The sequence below is a fragment of the Bradyrhizobium sp. CCGUVB1N3 genome, from assembly GCF_024199925.1.
Classification (GTDB): Bacteria; Pseudomonadota; Alphaproteobacteria; order Rhizobiales; family Xanthobacteraceae; genus Bradyrhizobium.
Window position 1 is genome coordinate 583,922 of record NZ_JANADR010000001.1, and the last position, 15,101, is coordinate 599,022.

A 15,101-nucleotide genomic window follows, 5' to 3' on the forward strand; every position below is an offset into this window, starting at 1 on the left:
CCGGTCAGGCCGGTTCGCGGGTCAGGATCAGGGACGCGTTCTGGCCGCCGAAGCCGAACGAGTTCGACATCACCGCGGTGACGCGGGCATCGCGCGCGGTGTTGCCGACGACGTCGAACAGGATCGTGGGATCCGGCGTCTCGTAGTTGATCGTCGGCGGGATGCGCTGGTGCTCGAGCGTGAGCAGCGAGAAGATCGCTTCCACCGCGCCGGCGGCCGAGATGGTGTGGCCAACCATCGACTTGTTGGAGGTGACCGGAATCTTCTGCGCGAGCTCGCCGAATACGGCCGATGTCGTGTTGAATTCCATCTTGTCGTTTTCGGGCGTCGCGGTGCCGTGGGCGTTGATGTGGTCGATCTGGTCCGGCGTCATGCCGGCATCGGCCAGCGTCTTGTTCATGCAGCCGATGATCGGCTTCCCATCGGGCGAAGAGCGGGTGCGATGGAAGGAATCGGTGAGCTCGCCGCAGCCGGCGATCACGCCGAGGATTTTTGCGCCGCGCGCGGTCGCAGCCTCGTAGCTCTCCAGCACGAGGGCGCCTGCGCCTTCGGCCATGACGAAACCGTCGCGATTCTTCGAGAACGGCCGCGAAGCGGCCTGCGGCGGTTCGTTCTGCGTGGAGAGCGCGGAGAGCAGCGAGAAGCGCACCAGGGCTTCGGGATTCACGGTGCCGTCGGTTGCGACGCACAGCGCAGCATCGGTCTCGCCGCGGCGGATCGCCTCGACGCCGAGCTGGATCGAGGTCGCGCCCGAGGCGCAGGCCGTCGACAGCGAGATCGGCGAGCCCTTGGTGCCGAAGGTCTCGGCGAGATAGGCCGCGACCGAGCCGAACATGAAGCGGTGATGATAGGCGTTGTACTTGCCGCCGCCGGAGATGCGCAGCAGATCATCGTAGGTGAAGTCGGGCTTGCCGACGGCGCGGCCGAGCTCGCGGCGCTGCGGCCATTCGACCTCGACCGGCGCAACCGCCAGGAACAGCGGACCCGGGAAGTCGCCCTTGGCGCCGATGCCGGCCTGATCGAGCGCTTCCTCCGTGACCATCTCGGCCATCCGTTCGGAGAGGCCGGTGGAGGAGAACGGATCGACGCTGACGAAATCGACCGTGCCGGCCATCGTCGTCTTCAGCCCGTCGGTCGGAAAGCGCGTGATGGTGCGGATGCCGGATTGCCCGGCAACGAGCTTCGACCAGTTGTCGGCCTTGCCGGCGCCGAGCGAGGTCATGATGCCCATGCCGGTGACGACGACGACGGGCCGTCCGAATTTGTCGCGTGGTGCTGTCATGATTCCCCCGCTCGTCTCAATCGTCCCAAACAACCAGCCGAACGCGTGTTAGCTGACTGCTTCCACCAGCGCCATGCCTTCGCCGCGCCAGTGTCCGGCTCCCACCACCACAATCTGGGTCGGAGCCGACTGCATTTCAATCTCGAGGCCGGTCGAATCGTTCGGCGGGAACAGGGCTCCGCGCGAGAGCGACAGTGCGGCGAGCGCAATCCCGAGCGGGAACTGCGTCTCCATGGTGTGGCCGAACATGGTACCGGTGGCGCGAACCGGGAAGTCCGCATGGCTCTCGAGGAAGGCGCGCTCCTCGGCTGTCGCCGGCTCAGCGCCGGTTGCACCCGTAATGATCGCACCATTGCCCTCGCGCCTGGGGAGCTTCGACCACAGCTTCTGAAGCGTCGCGGTCAATTCGCCCGGCTGCTTGCGCCTGGCGAGATCGGCCACCACGCTCGTCAGCTTCGCGAACGGTTTTGCACCGCGCGCTTCCGCATGGGCCTTCGATTCCAGCACAAGGAACGCACCGGCCGAGCCGAGCGCGAAGCCGGCGTGGTCCTTGCGCGCCCAGACGGGGGCGAAATTGTCCTTGAGATTGAAGTCGCCGAACTCGTAGAGGACCATCAGGTCCTTGCGCTCGCCATTATGCGAGCCGCCGACCAGCGCAATGTCGCTCTCGCCAGAGGCGATCCGCGCCAGTGCGATGCGCGTGGCATCCGCGCCCGCCACCTCTTCACCCATGAAGGTGCGCGAGGTGCCGCCGAGACCGTGCACGATCGCGATGTTGCCGGCGAGCAGGTTGGAGAGCTGGGCCAGGAACAGCGTCGGCCGCAGATCGCTCATCAGCCGCTCGTTGAGGAAGCCGGGCGCATTGGCGCCCTTGGCCTCGGCCGTGAGCACGCCGGTATCGACGTTGAGATCGCGCTCGCCGCCGCCGGCCGCGACCACCATGTCGATCTTGGACAGAATGTCCTTGTTGCCTTTGATCCCGGCCGAATCGAGCGCCAGGCCCGCGGCATAGGTGCCGATGCGCTGCCAGGCTTCCATCTGGCGCTGGTCGCCCTTCTTCGGGATCTGGCTGTCGAAACTGACCGGCATCAGGGGATGCACGATGAAAGGGGCAAATCCCTTCTCGTCGACGTTGATGCGCCGCTCGCCGAGCGCGGCCCAGTTGGCGTCCAGCCCTTCGCCGAGCGAAGTGGCGAGCCCAATACCGGTGATCCAGACTTCCGTCTGGCCGGGCTTCGAAGCGGGAGTGTCAGTCATGGCGAAACGGCCTGTTGCGGAAAGCCGATGCGCTTGGCGAACGCGTCCATGTAGCTGCGCATATCCGCATTGGGGAAGGGAATCTGCGTGAAGGTGAGCGTCGAATTCGCGCGCAGCTTGCCGCCGACCCTGATCTTGGCTTCGGTCATGGCGTAGCCCGAGCCCTCATGGGCGAGGGTCGCCTCGATGCTCATGAGATCGCCGGGGAAGACCGAGCCGCGGACCTTGGCCTCCTTTACGGCGGCGAGGATCGGCATGCGCTCGAACTTCAACACGCCGAGCTGCAGCCAGCCCGAGGCCTGCGCCATCGATTCGATCAGGAGCACGCCGGGCATCAGGGGATAGCCCGGAAAGTGTCCCTCGAAGATGGTGCTTTCCTTCGGAACGAGCGCCTCGACGACGATCCGCTTCTCGTCGACGTTGAGGTCGACGATGCGATCGATCATGTGGAAGTATTCGAGTTGCATGGTCGCGCGATCAGGTGCTCGCGCCCTTGGCCGCCACCAGCTCGTCGATGCGCGCGCACAGGTTTTTCAGCACGAAATACTGCTCGGTGGTCGCCTTGCCGTCGTTGACCTCCTGGGTCCACTTCTCCAGTGGCAGCTTGATGCCGAACTGCTTGTCGATCGCGAACGCGATGTCCAGGAAATCGAGGCTGTCGATGCCCAGATCGTCGATGGCGTGGCTATCCGGCGTGATCGTGTCGCGCGGGATGTCGCAGGTTTCAGCGATGATCGTGGCGACCTGATCGAATGTAGAGGACATCACTAAGCCTTTGATATATTGCGGGTATTTGTCAGATGTTCCAGAGAGGCACGGTGGGCGGGCATCGCGCCCCGAGTGATGCCCTCAAACGCCCTCTGGCCGGGTCGAGTGCCCGTATATCGGACGGCCGGCCTGAGTTCAATGGAGCCGGGCAGGGCCTAAGGACAGGGCTGGGGATGCCGGTCGGAGCCCGGTGAATCGGGGCAGCTCCGGCCGGACTGCCTAGATATGCGGCGTCGTGATCTTCACGCAGTCGCGCCGGCCCATCAGCACGCAATCCTGGGTCCGCCTGAGGTCGGCAATGCTGACCGCGAGCCAGATCCCGATCGCGGTGAGCGCGATGGTGAAGGCGAGGGCTGCGATATTGGCGAGCATGCGGTGGCGGAAGTTGTCCGGCTCGTCGCGGGGCTGCTCGTAACGCGAGAGGTCGAGCGGTTCCGGCGCGGGCTGGGCCTGCAATGGCTGCACGGTCCCGTTCCCCCGCCGGGGCACGCCCTGGAGCTGGCTGCGCGGCCTGAACTGGAGCACCCGGTGCTCGTCGTCCGAGGTTATGGGCCGCTGGGTTTTCATGCCAAGGATCGGTCGCGGATCAGCTTTCAAAGCAGCGAAATTTAGATAGCACACGGCCGCGAGGCGTTGCAGAAAATCTTCGCAAATACAGCGTGCATCTGCGCATTCGGAATTATCCTTCGCCGGTCGTTTCCAGTGTTTGGTGGAACCTGCCGTAGTCGATGCGCAGCCGTCCATCGTCCTGCGTATCGAGGACGTCGGCATAGCGGCGGCCGAACCTGATATCGAGATGCTCGCAGGATTTGCGAGCATGCACCGTTTGCGCCGCACCATCCAGCCTGCTCGTCTCGTCCTGTTGATCAGTGTCGGCTTGCCCTCGTGCGGCGAGATCCCTGGATTTTGGGCGAACAACAGCCGCGCGCTCGGCCGCGAGAAGCGGGCGAAGATTAGCCCGGTCACAGCGACATCGAGAAGATGCCGGTGAATTCGACCGTCGCAATGAGGGGCCGTAATGGCTGTGCGGGTGCATGTCGCCATAGCCCGTGGTCGATAGCGTCTCGATCGATCTCTTCACGCCGTAGCGGCATTTGCCGTCCCGGCCGTCATGGCATAAATCGTACGGAGTTCAGGACGTTCTTTGCAACCTTTGAGGGGTTTTCGATCATGACCAACACGCGCGAGCCCAGAGTGCATCCGGTGCCGATCCTGTCGCTGAGGCCGACGCAGATGACGGTCGGCATGCGCGAGGTCAAGGAGAAGCGCAAGCGCTGGCGTGAGCAGGACAAGGAGAAGCAGGCGGACGCGCTGGGCAAGCACATGATCCCCGTGGTCTACGGGCCGGACCAGCGCTACTACGTCATCGACCATCATCATCTGGCCCGCGCACTGCATGACGAGGGCGTCAAGGACGTTCTGGTGACGATCGTTGGCGACCTCAGAATGGTCGAGCGGGAGGCCTTCTGGGGCGTGATGGACAACAAGCGCTGGGTCTACCCCTACGACACCAAGGGCGAGCGGCGGCATTTCAAGGACCTGCCGAAATCGGTTGCCGATCTCAAGGACGATCCGTTCCGCAGCCTCGCCGGCGAACTCCGCCGCATGGGCGGCTTCGCCAAGGACACCACGCCGTTCTCCGAATTCCTGTGGGCCGACTATTTGCGTCGAAAGCTGTCGCGCAAGGCGGTCGACGCCAATTTCGACAAGGCAATGGAGAAGGCGCTGGCTGCCGCAAAGATCAAGGACGCGATCTATCTGCCCGGTTGGTGCGGACCGGCATCGGAGGATTAGGCGCGACGCTCACATCAGTCGCGCTGGAAGATCTTGGCGCCGGGGTAGACGCGCCGGGCGTAAGTCACGACCAACTCGCGATCCTGGGTTTCCAGAAAAGGAGTTCGGATCTGACACGATCCGACGATCAGGTGCCACAGACCATTGAGCTTCTGAACGAAGACGTTCATTTGAGTGTTCCTCGACGAACCTGCATTCCAACAAGAGCTGCTTGTCACGGCAGTCTTGCGATTCACTATCGTGATCCCGAGCGCAAAATTCCCAACGTGCTTGCGCCCACTGTAAAACGACGGTAACTATTGTTGGTCGCGCCTTTCGAGAGTGAAGTTCGCGCCGTTCGTGTGTCGTTTTGGACTAGTCCTGAATATATGAACCTCTCAACGTCGTTCAATTGTACGACCCTATGCAGAGAGCATAAGAAGGAATGAGCGGGCTATACGAAGGTATTCCGTTGTTTGCCGGAGCGCCCTTGCGGGCCGGACCTCATCACAGTCTCTTGAGCGAAATCATTTTCCGGCCGCACGAAGAGATCCTGAAACAAAGCCGTCCCATCCTCGGGGGCAGTCGAGCCCACAAAGGAGGGAGGAATGCGTCGTCTGGTCTTCGCCGCCGCCTTGCTCGCGGTCGCCACAGTAGGGTTTCACACTTTCATCTCGGCCTCGCTTGCCGCAGCTCGCGAGGCCAAGGCAGCGACGTTTGCCGAACGCTTTGCCCCGGCGCTCGAGTTGATGGCGAAGCAAGCGCAGTAGCGCAGCAGCCGCCGCTGCAAGCAACGCAGCGGTGGTACGCCCGGACGTCAACGCCGGTGGCTCACGCTCCCGGCGGCGGGGATGGCGGCATCTTGGGGAAAGTCGGCAGGCCATCGTGCATCAGGTGCCAAGGCGGTGCTGACGACGTGTAGAGATGCAGGTCAGGCGTCAAGTCTGAATTGCTGTCGAGCGCGCCGAGCTTGATAGTCGCGAACGGCGCATGGGGAGGCAAGCTCCACAGCGGAGACCCGCACCCCGGACAAAAGGCGCGACCGACATCACCGCCGCTGTCGCCCTTGCAGACGTAAATCCGTGCCTCGCCCTTCGTGATTTCGAGGGCGGCCTTTGGCGCAAGCGCGACATAGTTCGGCCCGCCGCCCGAAGCCTTTTGACAGTCGGTGCAGTGGCAGACGCCGACGCCCATCAGCGGCGCGGAGATTTTGAACCGGATCGCGCCACACGCGCATCCGCCTGTACGGTCCGTCATGATCACCTCATCCTCGCTGTTCGGAAGCCACCGCAGGTCCTGGCGCGTGTATTGGCGGCGCCCAAGGAAGGCTTAAGCGAGCGCTGCTGCCAACGTGTTGTCAGCATGGCCGGCGGCCCTTGGAAGATGCGGCAGGTTTGCGTCGCACTGTTGCGATCTCCGCCGGACGTGTGCGGTCTTCAGCTCACGTCCTCGCCCCCGCGCGCGTCCGCATCATGCTGCTCCTCCCTGCCGCCGAGCGCGCGGTGCAGCCAGTGCTCGATGCGGTTACCGACGGTGAGGATCAGGAAAGCCAGGACGAACGCCGTGCCGACGATCGGCCACTCTCCGGCGCCGCAGGCAATCCCGAGGCAGGCAGCGAGGAAGGTGCAGGCGGCGCTGGTCAGGCCGCGCACGCGAAACCGGCGGCTCTCATGGACGATGACGCCGGCGCCGAGAAAGCCGATGCCGGTCAAAATGCCCTGGATCACGCGGCTCGCAGCATCGCTGATCTTGCCGGGCTCGGCGAACTGGACGGCGAGCAACACCACGGTCGCAGTCGACAGACCGACGATGCCGAGCGTCTTCAACCCGATCGGTTTGCCATGCAGGTCGCGGTTGAGGCCGATGGCGCAGCCTGCGAGCGTGGCGGTGCCAAGCCGCAGCACGATCTCCTGCCAGTCGAGCGAGGCGATCATTGCTTCGGCAGGCGTCCCATCAGGTAAAACTCGTCGTTCGGCCGCATGCCCGTGAAGTTCGCGAGCCGGTTCGACAGCGCGAAGAACGCCGATATCGCAGCGATATCCCAGATGTCGTCGTCGCTGAAGCCGTGTGGGGCAAGCGCCGCAAAATCCTCCTCGGAAATCCGCTGTGCGTCGGCCGAGACTTTCATCGCGAAATCGAGCATCGCTTTCTGCCGCGGCGTGATATCGGCCTTGCGGTAGTTCACCGCGACCTGGTCGGCGATCACTGGATTCTTGGCGCGGATGCGCAGGATCGCACCGTGCGCGATCACGCAATACTGGCACTGGTTGGCGGCCGAGGTCGCCACCACGATCATCTCGCGCTCGGCCTTGGTGAGGCCGGAATCCTTCTCCATCAGCGCGTCGTGATAGGCGAAGAAGGCGCGGAACTCGTCCGGCCGGTAGGCCAGCGTCAGGAACACGTTCGGCACGAAGCCGCTCTTCTCCTGCACGGCGAGGAGGCGCGTGCGGATGTCCTCTGGCAGCGTGTCGAGCGCGGGAGCGGGAAAGCGTTGCGTGGCGGGCTTTGTCATGGTCGTGGATTCCGGCTTGGGGCCGGCAAACATAGTCGATGCCGGCGGACGCCTCAATGTGCCACATACTCGCTGTCATCGCCCCACTTGATCGGGCGATCAGTATTCCAGAGACGGCGATGGGATATGGAGAGGCTGCGGCGTACTGGATGCCCCGGTCAAGCCGGGGCATGACAGCGGAATTTGGGGAAGCGGTATCCGCCCCTTACCGCAACGGCTTCTTCAACAGCGAGAAGCGATCGGGGTCGAGCCCCATCGCCGGCTGGAGCATCGGGGTCTCGAGGTTGGAGAGCGTCTTCGCGGGCGGCGCCGAGAACACTGGATCGTTCGGCGTATCGCGTTGCGAGGTCGCGCCGCGCCAGCGCTCCAGCACGGCGCCGACGAAATGCATGTCGTGACCGGCGGTGACCGAGGGAACGCTGCTGATGGTCGCCTCGCCGCGCGGCAATTGATGCGGCGGCACCTCCTTGAAGCGCAACCGCGTCGGCAGTGCCACGCCTTCGCCGAACGCCAGCACCTCACGGGTGCCGAGCGAGGGAACGAAGGAGAGCAGGTTCGCGGCCGCATCCGACACCGCGGCGCGGAGCAGCGCCTGGTCGCGGTCGTTGGCCAGGCGCATCGTGAACAGCGTGTTGCACTGGGAAATGATGGTGGCGTCGAGCTCGGCCGGACGCTGGGTGATGAGGCCGAGATAGACGCCGTATTTGCGACCTTCCTTGGCAATGCGTGACACCGCCTTGCGGGTCGGCCCGAAACCGATGTTGCGGTCGGCGGACGCATAGCGATGCGCCTCTTCGCAGACGAACAGCAGCGGCGAGACGCCGTCGCTCCACAGGCCGAAATCGAAGGCCATGCGGCACAGCACCGATACGACGGAGTCGATCACCTCGACCGGAAATCCGGCGAGTTGCATCACCGTCATCGGCTTGCCGTTGGCCGGCAGACGGAACAGGTGGCTGATCACCTCCGCCATGGTGTCGCCGCCGACATTGGCGTTGTCGAACATGAAGGTATAGCGAGGATCGTTGCGCACCGCCTCGATGCGCGAGATCAGCTTGTGATAGATGATGCGCGAGGAGCGGTTTTCGAGCTTGCCCATGCGCTCGTCGATCAGCGAGATCAGGTCGACGAGGCGGTAGGGCACCGGCGTGTCGACGGTGAAGCCGACCTGCTTGGGATCGATGCGCTTGAGGCCGAGGCGGTCGGAGTTCTGGTACTGGGTGTAGACCCCCTTCGCGATCGGAATGACCTCGGCGAGGATGTCGAGCTCTTCGGGCACGCCAGGGCGGCCCGCAAATAGCACGTCGACGATTTCCTCGAAATTGAACAGCCAGAACGGCAGCTTCAGGTTCCGCGGGTTGAGCACCAGGGAACGGTCGCCGAAACAGCGGCCATATTCGTTGTGGACGTCGAGCAGGAAGATGCGCAGGTTCGGGCGCGCCTTGAGGATCTCGTTGAGCAGCAGCGATACGCCGGTCGATTTGCCGACGCCGGTCGAGCCGAGCACCGCAAAATGCTTGGACAGCATTTCCTCGACGTCGACATAAGCAACGACCGAGCGGTCCTGTTGCAGGAAACCGACATTGATCTGGTCCGTGCCGGTCGGCGCGTAGATCGTGCGCAACTCCTGGCTGGTGATCAGGTCGACCGCATCGCCGATGGTCGGGTAGTTGGTGACACCGCGCTGGAACTTGGCCTTGTCGCTGGCATTGAGGATCTCGCCGAGCAGGTCGACGGAGGCGATGGCAATGTAGTTGTCGGCGCTCGAGAGGTTTTCGCAGGAGACCTCGGTGATCATGGCCACGATGATCGAGCTGCCGCAGCGGATGCTGACGAAGCGTCCGACGGTGGCGCGCACCTCCGCCATCGGCATCCGGCTTTCCGCCAAAAGCCCGACCCGGGCAAGCGATCCGCGTACCGAAATCACGCGTCCAAAGGATGTCACGATGATGAACCTGGAACAACAAAGGGCCTGTGCGTCACTATGCGCGCCGTCACTGCACAAACGGTTAAATGCGAAGCGCCGCCGCTTTGTTAAATCCGCGAGAATTCGGTCGGGAGATTTGTACCAAAGTGCATACTTGCCGCGAAAATCGGTAGGAGAATGCCGTTTTTCTGGGCCAGCCGAGCGGTCGGTGCGTAAGGAAGGATTTACCATTCGGAAAGCCGCCCGGCCTGGTCCGGACACGAAAGCGGCGCGGCCCGATGCGGGACGAGGGAGGCTTCTATTTGTTGACGAGACCTAATCATTTGTACATTAGTACAAATGAACCGGCGGCCGGCAGGGCTGCCCGCGCGCATGCAGGTCCCGCCGTTGCGTCCGCAAGCCCGCGTCGAAATTCCGGGATCCGTGGAAAGCGGATCGCCCGTCATGCCATGGAGGAAATGATGCAGCCTGAACCGATCCTCGATCTCGCCCATCTCGGCCATATGGAGCTGTTGACGCCGAAGCCCGACGAGAGCCTGAAATTCTTCGTCGACGTCATGGGCATGACCGTCAGCGGACGACAAGGCGAGTCGGTCTATTTGCGCGGCTGGGATGACTATGAACGCTATTCGCTAAAACTCACGTCGTCGAAAACCTCCGGCATGGGTCACATGGCGCTACGTGCGCGGAGCCAGCAGGCGCTGGAGCGGCGCGTCGCCGCGCTCAAGGGATCGGGCTTCGACATCGGCTGGATCGACGGCGACATGGGGCAGGGGCCGACCTTCCGCTGCCGCGATCCCGACGGCCACATCGTCGAGCTCTATTACGAGACCGAATGGTATCAGGCGCCGCCCGAGCTGAAGCCCGCGCTGAAGAACCAGGCCCAGCGCTTTCCCGCACGCGGCGTCAACGTCCGCCGCCTCGACCATCTCAACTGCCTCGCGGCCGATATCAAGGCGAACCGCCAGTTCTTCGAGAACTATCTCGGCTGCCGCCTCACCGAGCAGATCGTGCTCAACGACGGCCGGGAAGCCGCGATGTGGCTGACGATGTCGAACAAGAGCTACGATTTTGCTTATTCGCTCGACCACTCCGGCGTGCCTGGCCGCTTCCATCACGTCACCTACGCGCTCGACAGTCGCGAAGAGATTTTGCGCGCTGCCGACATCTTCCTGGAGAACGGCGTCTACATCGAGACCGGCCCGCACAAGCACGCGATCCAGCAGACCTTCTTCCTCTACGTTTATGAGCCCGGCGGCAACCGCGTCGAAGTCGCCAACGCCGGCGCGCGCCTTATCCTCGCGCCCGACTGGAAGCCGATCGTGTGGACGGAGGAGGAGCGCAAGAAGGGCCAGGCGTGGGGCCTGAAGACGATCGAGTCCTTCCACACCCACGGCACGCCGCCGGTGGAGATCAAGAAGCACGCCTGATCTAGTGCGTGGACGATCGCACGCGTGCGATCGTCTCGCTGATGCCAGTCCACGCCGGCTTGTCCGGCGCGAATTGTTTGCGCAGAAACGTGACGAGCTCCTCGACCTGCGCATCGCTCATGCTGTGCTTGAAGGCCGGCATGTAGCCGAGGTCGGTTGATGCGGGCTCGGTAATGCCGTGCAGGATGACCTGCACGAGATTGTCCGGCGCGTTGCTGTGCAGATTGCTGTTGAGCGCAAGCGAGGGCCGGCTGCCGAACAGCGGCAGGCCGCCGATCTCATGGCAGACGGCGCAGGCGCCTTGATAGAGCCGCGCGCCAGTTGATGAGGCAACGGTGACCCGCGTTGCGCTCTCGAGCCTGGCCGCGAGAGCGTCCTGCGCATGCTTGTCGATCGCGCTGTCGTTGAACGAGCCGAGATAAACCGCCATCGCGCGGATGTCGTGATCGGGCAGGGCCGCGAGATCCCGCACGATGGGCGCCATCGGGCCCGCCGCTACGCCGTGGAACCGCGAATGGCCGGTGCGCAAATAGGCGTAAAGTTCCTCCTCGCTCCAGGGGATCGGCGCCTGCGACAGCGACGTCAGCGCCGGCGCCTCCCAACCCTCGGCAAAGCCGCCGGCGAGATAGGCGCTCCGCCGCTCGGCGCCGAGCGCATTGCGCGGCGAATGGCAGGCGCTGCAATGGCCGAGGCTTTCGACGAGATAGGCGCCACGATTCCACTGCTCGGACTTGGTCGGATCCGGCTTGAGCACGTCGGTCTGATGGAATAGCGCGTTCCAGCCCGCCAACAATGGCCGAAGGTTGAACGGGAACGCGAGCGCATTGTTCGGTGCGGTCGCACGCACCGCGGGCTGCGCCATCAGGTACGCGTACAGCGCTTGCATGTCGGCGTCGCTTGTCTTCGCAAAATGCGTGTAGGGGAATGCGGGATAGAGCTGTCGCCCGTCGCGATGCAGTCCCTCGCGCATCGCGCGCTCGAACGCCGGATAGGACCAGGCGCCGATGCCTGTCTCGACGTCGGACGTGATGTTGGTGCTGTAGATCGTGCCGAACGGCGTTTCCAGCCCACGACCACCCGCGTTCAGCGCGCCGCCGACGGTCGTGTGGCACTCCGCGCAATTGCCGAGCGCGGCGAGCTCTGCGCCGCGCGCGATCGTCGCAGCGGAATAGACGGACGCATCGGGCCGTGCGATCGGCGCAATGGCGCGGCCCGGTAGCAAGGCGGCGCCGATGCCGACCGCGGCCGTACAGAGCGCGGCCATCGTTGCGAAGATGCCGGCGCGCTTCGCAAACGGGTTTGTCCAGGAGCTAGCCGGCGCGGCCGCCGGCGCAGGTAACGCCTGAGGCTCAGCCGGCACATCGCCGCGCAAGCCCCTGAGGATGCGCTCCGGCGTGAACGGCGGCTCGCGGAAACGCACGCCGGTTGCATCGAAGATCGCATTCGCGATCGCCGCAGCGCTCGGCACCGAGGCCGACTCGCCGACGCCGAGCGGCGGCTGGTCCTGACGCGGCAACATCAGCACGTCGATCTCAGGCACATCGGGGAACGGGATGATCGGGTAGGCGCCCCATTCGCGCGCCGCGACCGCTCCGCGCTCGAAGGAGACCTCCTCCATCAGCGCCCTGCTGGTCGACTGGATCACGTTGCCCTGGATCTGGTGGCGCACGCCGTCCGGATTGATCATCAATCCGGAATCCTGCCCTGCGACGACGCGGGTGACGCTGACATCGCCGGTCGTCTTGTTCACCGCGACGTCGGCGATCCAGGCCGACCACGCCGCGCCATAGCCGGGAAACTTGCTGTGGACATAGAGCGCGTAGGCGAAGCCGCGCCCATTCACCACCTCGCCGTCCTTGTCCTGCCGCACCGGCCGCGGTGTCCAGCCCGCGCGCTCGGCGACCGCATTGACGAGATCGACCGCGCGCGGGTCCTTCAGATAGCGCAGGCGATATTCGATCGGATCGACACCGGCTTCGCTCGCGAGCTCGTCGATATAGGACTCATGCGCAAAGGTGTTCGGCAGCGCCGAGACGCCGCGTAACCAGGAGGCGCGTACGATCGGCGGCATGTCGTGCGCGACGACGCGCATGTGATCGTAATCGTAGGGCGGAATCGCGGTGCGGTCGCCCATCTGAAGCACGTCGGGCTCGGGCGGGATCCGGCCGGTGAGAACCAGCGCAAGTGTCGGCGCGGCGTTCGACGGATAGCGTGTGGCGAGATCGTAACCGGCGACACCGCCGTCGGCGTTCAGCCCGCCATTGACGTCGATGAGCTGCGCGGTGCCCTTCGGCTCCCAGGCGTGCTCCTGCTCCCGCGACAACTGCACGCGCACGGGCCGGCCGACCGCGCGCGAGAGCAGCAGTGCGTCCGCGGTGACGTCATCGGCGCAGTTGCGGCCGTAGCAGCCGGCGGCCTCCAGCCGGATCACCTCGATCTCGGTCTCGGGCCGCTCGATCAGCAAGGCAAGGTCGGTGCGCAGGACGTGCGGGTTTTGCGTTCCGGACCAGACCCGGATGCGACCGTCCTGAAAATCGGCGACGGCGCAGGACGGCCCGATCGAAGCGTGCATCTGGTAGGGCCAGACGTAAGTGCGCTGCATTGGCTTGGCGGCGCCGGCGATTGCCGCGTTCACGTCGCCCTTGTCGATCAGCGTGCGCGGCGTCGATGGGTTGGCGCGTAGCGCAGTCTCGAGATCGGCGAGATCGGGCAGGGCGGGCGTCGGCTTCCAGATCACCTTGAGCCGGCTTGCGGCCAGAACCGCATTCTCCTCGCGCTCGGCGACGACGCCGACGAAGTCGCCGATGTGCACGACGGCGACGAGGCCAGGGATGTCCCGCACCGAGGACTCGTCCACCGCGATCAGGCTGGTACCGACGAACGGGCCGGCATCCACGCCGGCATAGGGCGGGCGCACGACGCGGCCGTGCAGCATGCCGGGCACACGGATGTCATGCACGAAGGTCAGCTCGCCCGTTGCCTTCGCCGGCAGGTCGACGCGCGGCACTGAGCGGCCGACGATGGCGTAGTCGCCGACGGGCTTCACGGCGACATCATCGGCAAGCTCGAGGCGGATGATCTCATCGCCGATCAGCTCACCAAAGCTGATGCTGCGGTTGTGGCCGCGAACCAGCCCATCCTGAATGCCGAGTTCCGCAGCCGGCAGCTCCAGCCGTTCGGCGGCGCGCGCGATCAGAAAATGCCGCGCTTGTGCGGCGGCCTTGCGCAGGGGAACGGCGGTGATCTGGATCGTCTCGCTCGCAATCGTCGCGCCCTGGTTCGGCACGACGGCCGTATCGCCGAGCACCACGACGACGCGGGCAAAGGACACGTCGAGCTCTTCGGCAACGATCTGGCCGAGCGCGGTGCGGATGCCGGTGCCGAGATCGACATGGCCGTTATAGGCGTTGACCGAGCCGTCCGCGGTGATCCGGACAAAGGTCTCGGACGTGCCGTCGTCCAGCGCGCGAGCGACGACGAGCGAACCGGAGCGCCGCTCAGTTTCATTCGACACGGGGGAGGTCATCAATCACCGGCCTCGGCAAGCTGGCCTGATGCGCGCATCACCGCGCGGAGGATTTCGACATGCGTGCAGCAACGGCAGAGATTGTAACGCAGCGTCGCCATTGCCTCCTGCTCGGTGGGCTGAGGGTTGATCGCAAGCAGCGCCTTGGTGGTCATGATCATGCCATTGAGGCAGTAGCCGCATTGCGCGGCTTGCTCGTCGATGAAGGCCTGCTGCACAGGGTCCGGTTCGTCGCGCGTGCCGAGCCCTTCAAGCGTCACGATGTCGCGCCCCACACAGCCGCCGATCGGAATGACGCACGAACGTGCCGCGAGCCCGTCGATCAGGACAGTGCAGGTGCCGCATTCGCCGAGGCCGCATCCATATTTCGGGCCGTTGAGTTCGAGGTCGTTGCGCAGCACATACAGTAGCGGCGTCTCCGGCGCGGCGGCGACGTCGTGGATCCCGCCATTCACGGTGAGGCGGATCGTGGTCTGCGTCATCTCTGGTCCCGGCAGTGCGGCTGCGCGTGTCAAATTGCGAAGCCCGACGATACCGTTTGTACACAAACGTGCAAGCGCCGCATGCCGCACTGCAGCGCGGTTGCCCGCTTTGTGGACAGTTCGGGCAGGCAGATGAGGTTTTAT

The 15,101-nt window shown here is 64.6% G+C and carries 16 protein-coding genes; 3 read left to right on the plus strand and 13 right to left on the minus strand.

Annotation, left to right across the window (positions count from 1 at the left end):
• Positions 1–4 precede the first annotated feature (4 nt).
• From NLM33_RS02605 to NLM33_RS02630, 6 genes are all read right to left on the minus strand, one after another.
• Positions 5–1,282, minus strand: coding sequence for a beta-ketoacyl-ACP synthase (locus NLM33_RS02605; RefSeq protein ID WP_254094400.1), 1,278 nt, complete (start codon positions 1,280–1,282; stop codon positions 5–7).
• Between the two features lie 48 nt (positions 1,283–1,330).
• Entirely contained in the window at positions 1,331–2,539 is a 1,209-nt protein-coding gene (locus NLM33_RS02610) for a beta-ketoacyl-ACP synthase (protein ID WP_254094402.1), read from the minus strand.
• The gene (locus tag NLM33_RS02615; protein WP_027523670.1) at positions 2,536–3,006 is read right to left on the minus strand and encodes a 3-hydroxyacyl-ACP dehydratase FabZ family protein; all 471 of its coding nucleotides are present in this window, start codon (positions 3,004–3,006) and stop codon (positions 2,536–2,538) included. The genes NLM33_RS02610 and NLM33_RS02615 overlap by 4 nt, the downstream gene beginning before the upstream one ends.
• 10 nt (positions 3,007–3,016) lie before the next feature.
• Positions 3,017–3,304: an acyl carrier protein gene (locus NLM33_RS02620; RefSeq protein WP_254094404.1), complete on the minus strand. Its 288-nt coding sequence runs from the start codon at positions 3,302–3,304 to the stop codon at positions 3,017–3,019.
• Positions 3,305–3,526: 222 nt separating this feature from the next.
• On the minus strand, positions 3,527–3,874 hold the full coding sequence (locus NLM33_RS02625; protein WP_254094406.1) for a hypothetical protein: 348 nt from the start codon (positions 3,872–3,874) through the stop codon (positions 3,527–3,529).
• A gap of 112 nt (positions 3,875–3,986) precedes the next feature.
• Positions 3,987–4,130 (minus strand): hypothetical protein, encoded by a 144-nt coding sequence (locus tag NLM33_RS02630; protein WP_254094408.1) that lies wholly within the window; start codon positions 4,128–4,130, stop codon positions 3,987–3,989.
• 347 nt (positions 4,131–4,477) lie between these two features.
• Between NLM33_RS02630 and NLM33_RS02635 the strand changes: the two genes are divergently transcribed.
• A complete protein-coding gene (locus NLM33_RS02635) occupies positions 4,478–5,101 on the plus strand; it encodes a ParB-like protein (protein ID WP_254094410.1) in 624 nt (207 codons plus the stop codon).
• Positions 5,102–5,115: 14 nt separating this feature from the next.
• Here the strand turns inward: NLM33_RS02635 and NLM33_RS02640 are convergent, their stop codons facing one another.
• On the minus strand, positions 5,116–5,271 hold the full coding sequence (locus NLM33_RS02640) for a hypothetical protein (RefSeq protein ID WP_198031773.1): 156 nt from the start codon (positions 5,269–5,271) through the stop codon (positions 5,116–5,118).
• Positions 5,272–5,688: 417 nt separating this feature from the next.
• Here NLM33_RS02640 and NLM33_RS02645 point away from each other — a divergent pair, with 417 nt between their 5' ends.
• The gene (locus tag NLM33_RS02645; protein ID WP_254094412.1) at positions 5,689–5,850 is read left to right on the plus strand and encodes a hypothetical protein; all 162 of its coding nucleotides are present in this window, start codon (positions 5,689–5,691) and stop codon (positions 5,848–5,850) included.
• A 61-nt stretch (positions 5,851–5,911) separates the two neighbouring features.
• Here NLM33_RS02645 and NLM33_RS02650 read toward each other — a convergent pair whose 3' ends face one another.
• From NLM33_RS02650 to NLM33_RS02665, 4 genes are all read right to left on the minus strand, one after another.
• A complete protein-coding gene (locus NLM33_RS02650; RefSeq protein ID WP_254094414.1) occupies positions 5,912–6,337 on the minus strand; it encodes a GFA family protein in 426 nt (141 codons plus the stop codon).
• A gap of 179 nt (positions 6,338–6,516) precedes the next feature.
• Complete coding sequence (locus NLM33_RS02655; RefSeq protein WP_371929894.1) at positions 6,517–7,014, minus strand: MgtC/SapB family protein; 498 nt, start codon at positions 7,012–7,014, stop codon at positions 6,517–6,519.
• The gene (locus tag NLM33_RS02660; protein WP_254094416.1) at positions 7,011–7,592 is read right to left on the minus strand and encodes a peroxidase-related enzyme; all 582 of its coding nucleotides are present in this window, start codon (positions 7,590–7,592) and stop codon (positions 7,011–7,013) included. The genes NLM33_RS02655 and NLM33_RS02660 overlap by 4 nt, the downstream gene beginning before the upstream one ends.
• A 205-nt stretch (positions 7,593–7,797) precedes the next feature.
• A complete protein-coding gene (locus NLM33_RS02665) occupies positions 7,798–9,537 on the minus strand; it encodes an ATP-binding protein (protein ID WP_254094418.1) in 1,740 nt (579 codons plus the stop codon).
• Positions 9,538–9,980: 443 nt separating this feature from the next.
• Between NLM33_RS02665 and NLM33_RS02670 the strand changes: the two genes are divergently transcribed.
• Positions 9,981–10,949 (plus strand): catechol 2,3-dioxygenase, encoded by a 969-nt coding sequence (locus NLM33_RS02670; protein ID WP_254094420.1) that lies wholly within the window; start codon positions 9,981–9,983, stop codon positions 10,947–10,949.
• Position 10,950: 1 nt separating this feature from the next.
• On the opposite strand, the gene NLM33_RS02675 is transcribed toward NLM33_RS02670, so the two are convergent.
• A complete protein-coding gene (locus NLM33_RS02675) occupies positions 10,951–14,475 on the minus strand; it encodes a molybdopterin cofactor-binding domain-containing protein (RefSeq protein WP_254094422.1) in 3,525 nt (1,174 codons plus the stop codon).
• Complete coding sequence (locus NLM33_RS02680; RefSeq protein WP_254094424.1) at positions 14,475–14,957, minus strand: (2Fe-2S)-binding protein; 483 nt, start codon at positions 14,955–14,957, stop codon at positions 14,475–14,477. Before NLM33_RS02680 ends, NLM33_RS02675 begins: the two co-directional genes overlap by 1 nt.
• Between the last annotated feature and the right edge of the window lie 144 nt (positions 14,958–15,101).

Coding starts and splice junctions, on each gene's coding strand:
- NLM33_RS02605 (WP_254094400.1), bottom strand. CDS start 1,282: ATGACAGCACCACGCGACAAATTCGGACGGCCCGTCGTCGTCGTCACC.
- NLM33_RS02610 (WP_254094402.1), bottom strand. CDS start 2,539: ATGACTGACACTCCCGCTTCGAAGCCCGGCCAGACGGAAGTCTGGATC.
- NLM33_RS02615 (WP_027523670.1), bottom strand. CDS start 3,006: ATGCAACTCGAATACTTCCACATGATCGATCGCATCGTCGACCTCAAC.
- NLM33_RS02620 (WP_254094404.1), bottom strand. CDS start 3,304: ATGTCCTCTACATTCGATCAGGTCGCCACGATCATCGCTGAAACCTGC.
- NLM33_RS02625 (WP_254094406.1), bottom strand. CDS start 3,874: ATGAAAACCCAGCGGCCCATAACCTCGGACGACGAGCACCGGGTGCTC.
- NLM33_RS02635 (WP_254094410.1), top strand. CDS start 4,478: ATGACCAACACGCGCGAGCCCAGAGTGCATCCGGTGCCGATCCTGTCG.
- NLM33_RS02640 (WP_198031773.1), bottom strand. CDS start 5,271: ATGAACGTCTTCGTTCAGAAGCTCAATGGTCTGTGGCACCTGATCGTC.
- NLM33_RS02645 (WP_254094412.1), top strand. CDS start 5,689: ATGCGTCGTCTGGTCTTCGCCGCCGCCTTGCTCGCGGTCGCCACAGTA.
- NLM33_RS02650 (WP_254094414.1), bottom strand. CDS start 6,337: ATGACGGACCGTACAGGCGGATGCGCGTGTGGCGCGATCCGGTTCAAA.
- NLM33_RS02655 (WP_371929894.1), bottom strand. CDS start 7,014: ATGATCGCCTCGCTCGACTGGCAGGAGATCGTGCTGCGGCTTGGCACC.
- NLM33_RS02660 (WP_254094416.1), bottom strand. CDS start 7,592: ATGACAAAGCCCGCCACGCAACGCTTTCCCGCTCCCGCGCTCGACACG.
- NLM33_RS02670 (WP_254094420.1), top strand. CDS start 9,981: ATGCAGCCTGAACCGATCCTCGATCTCGCCCATCTCGGCCATATGGAG.
- NLM33_RS02675 (WP_254094422.1), bottom strand. CDS start 14,475: ATGACCTCCCCCGTGTCGAATGAAACTGAGCGGCGCTCCGGTTCGCTC.
- NLM33_RS02680 (WP_254094424.1), bottom strand. CDS start 14,957: ATGACGCAGACCACGATCCGCCTCACCGTGAATGGCGGGATCCACGAC.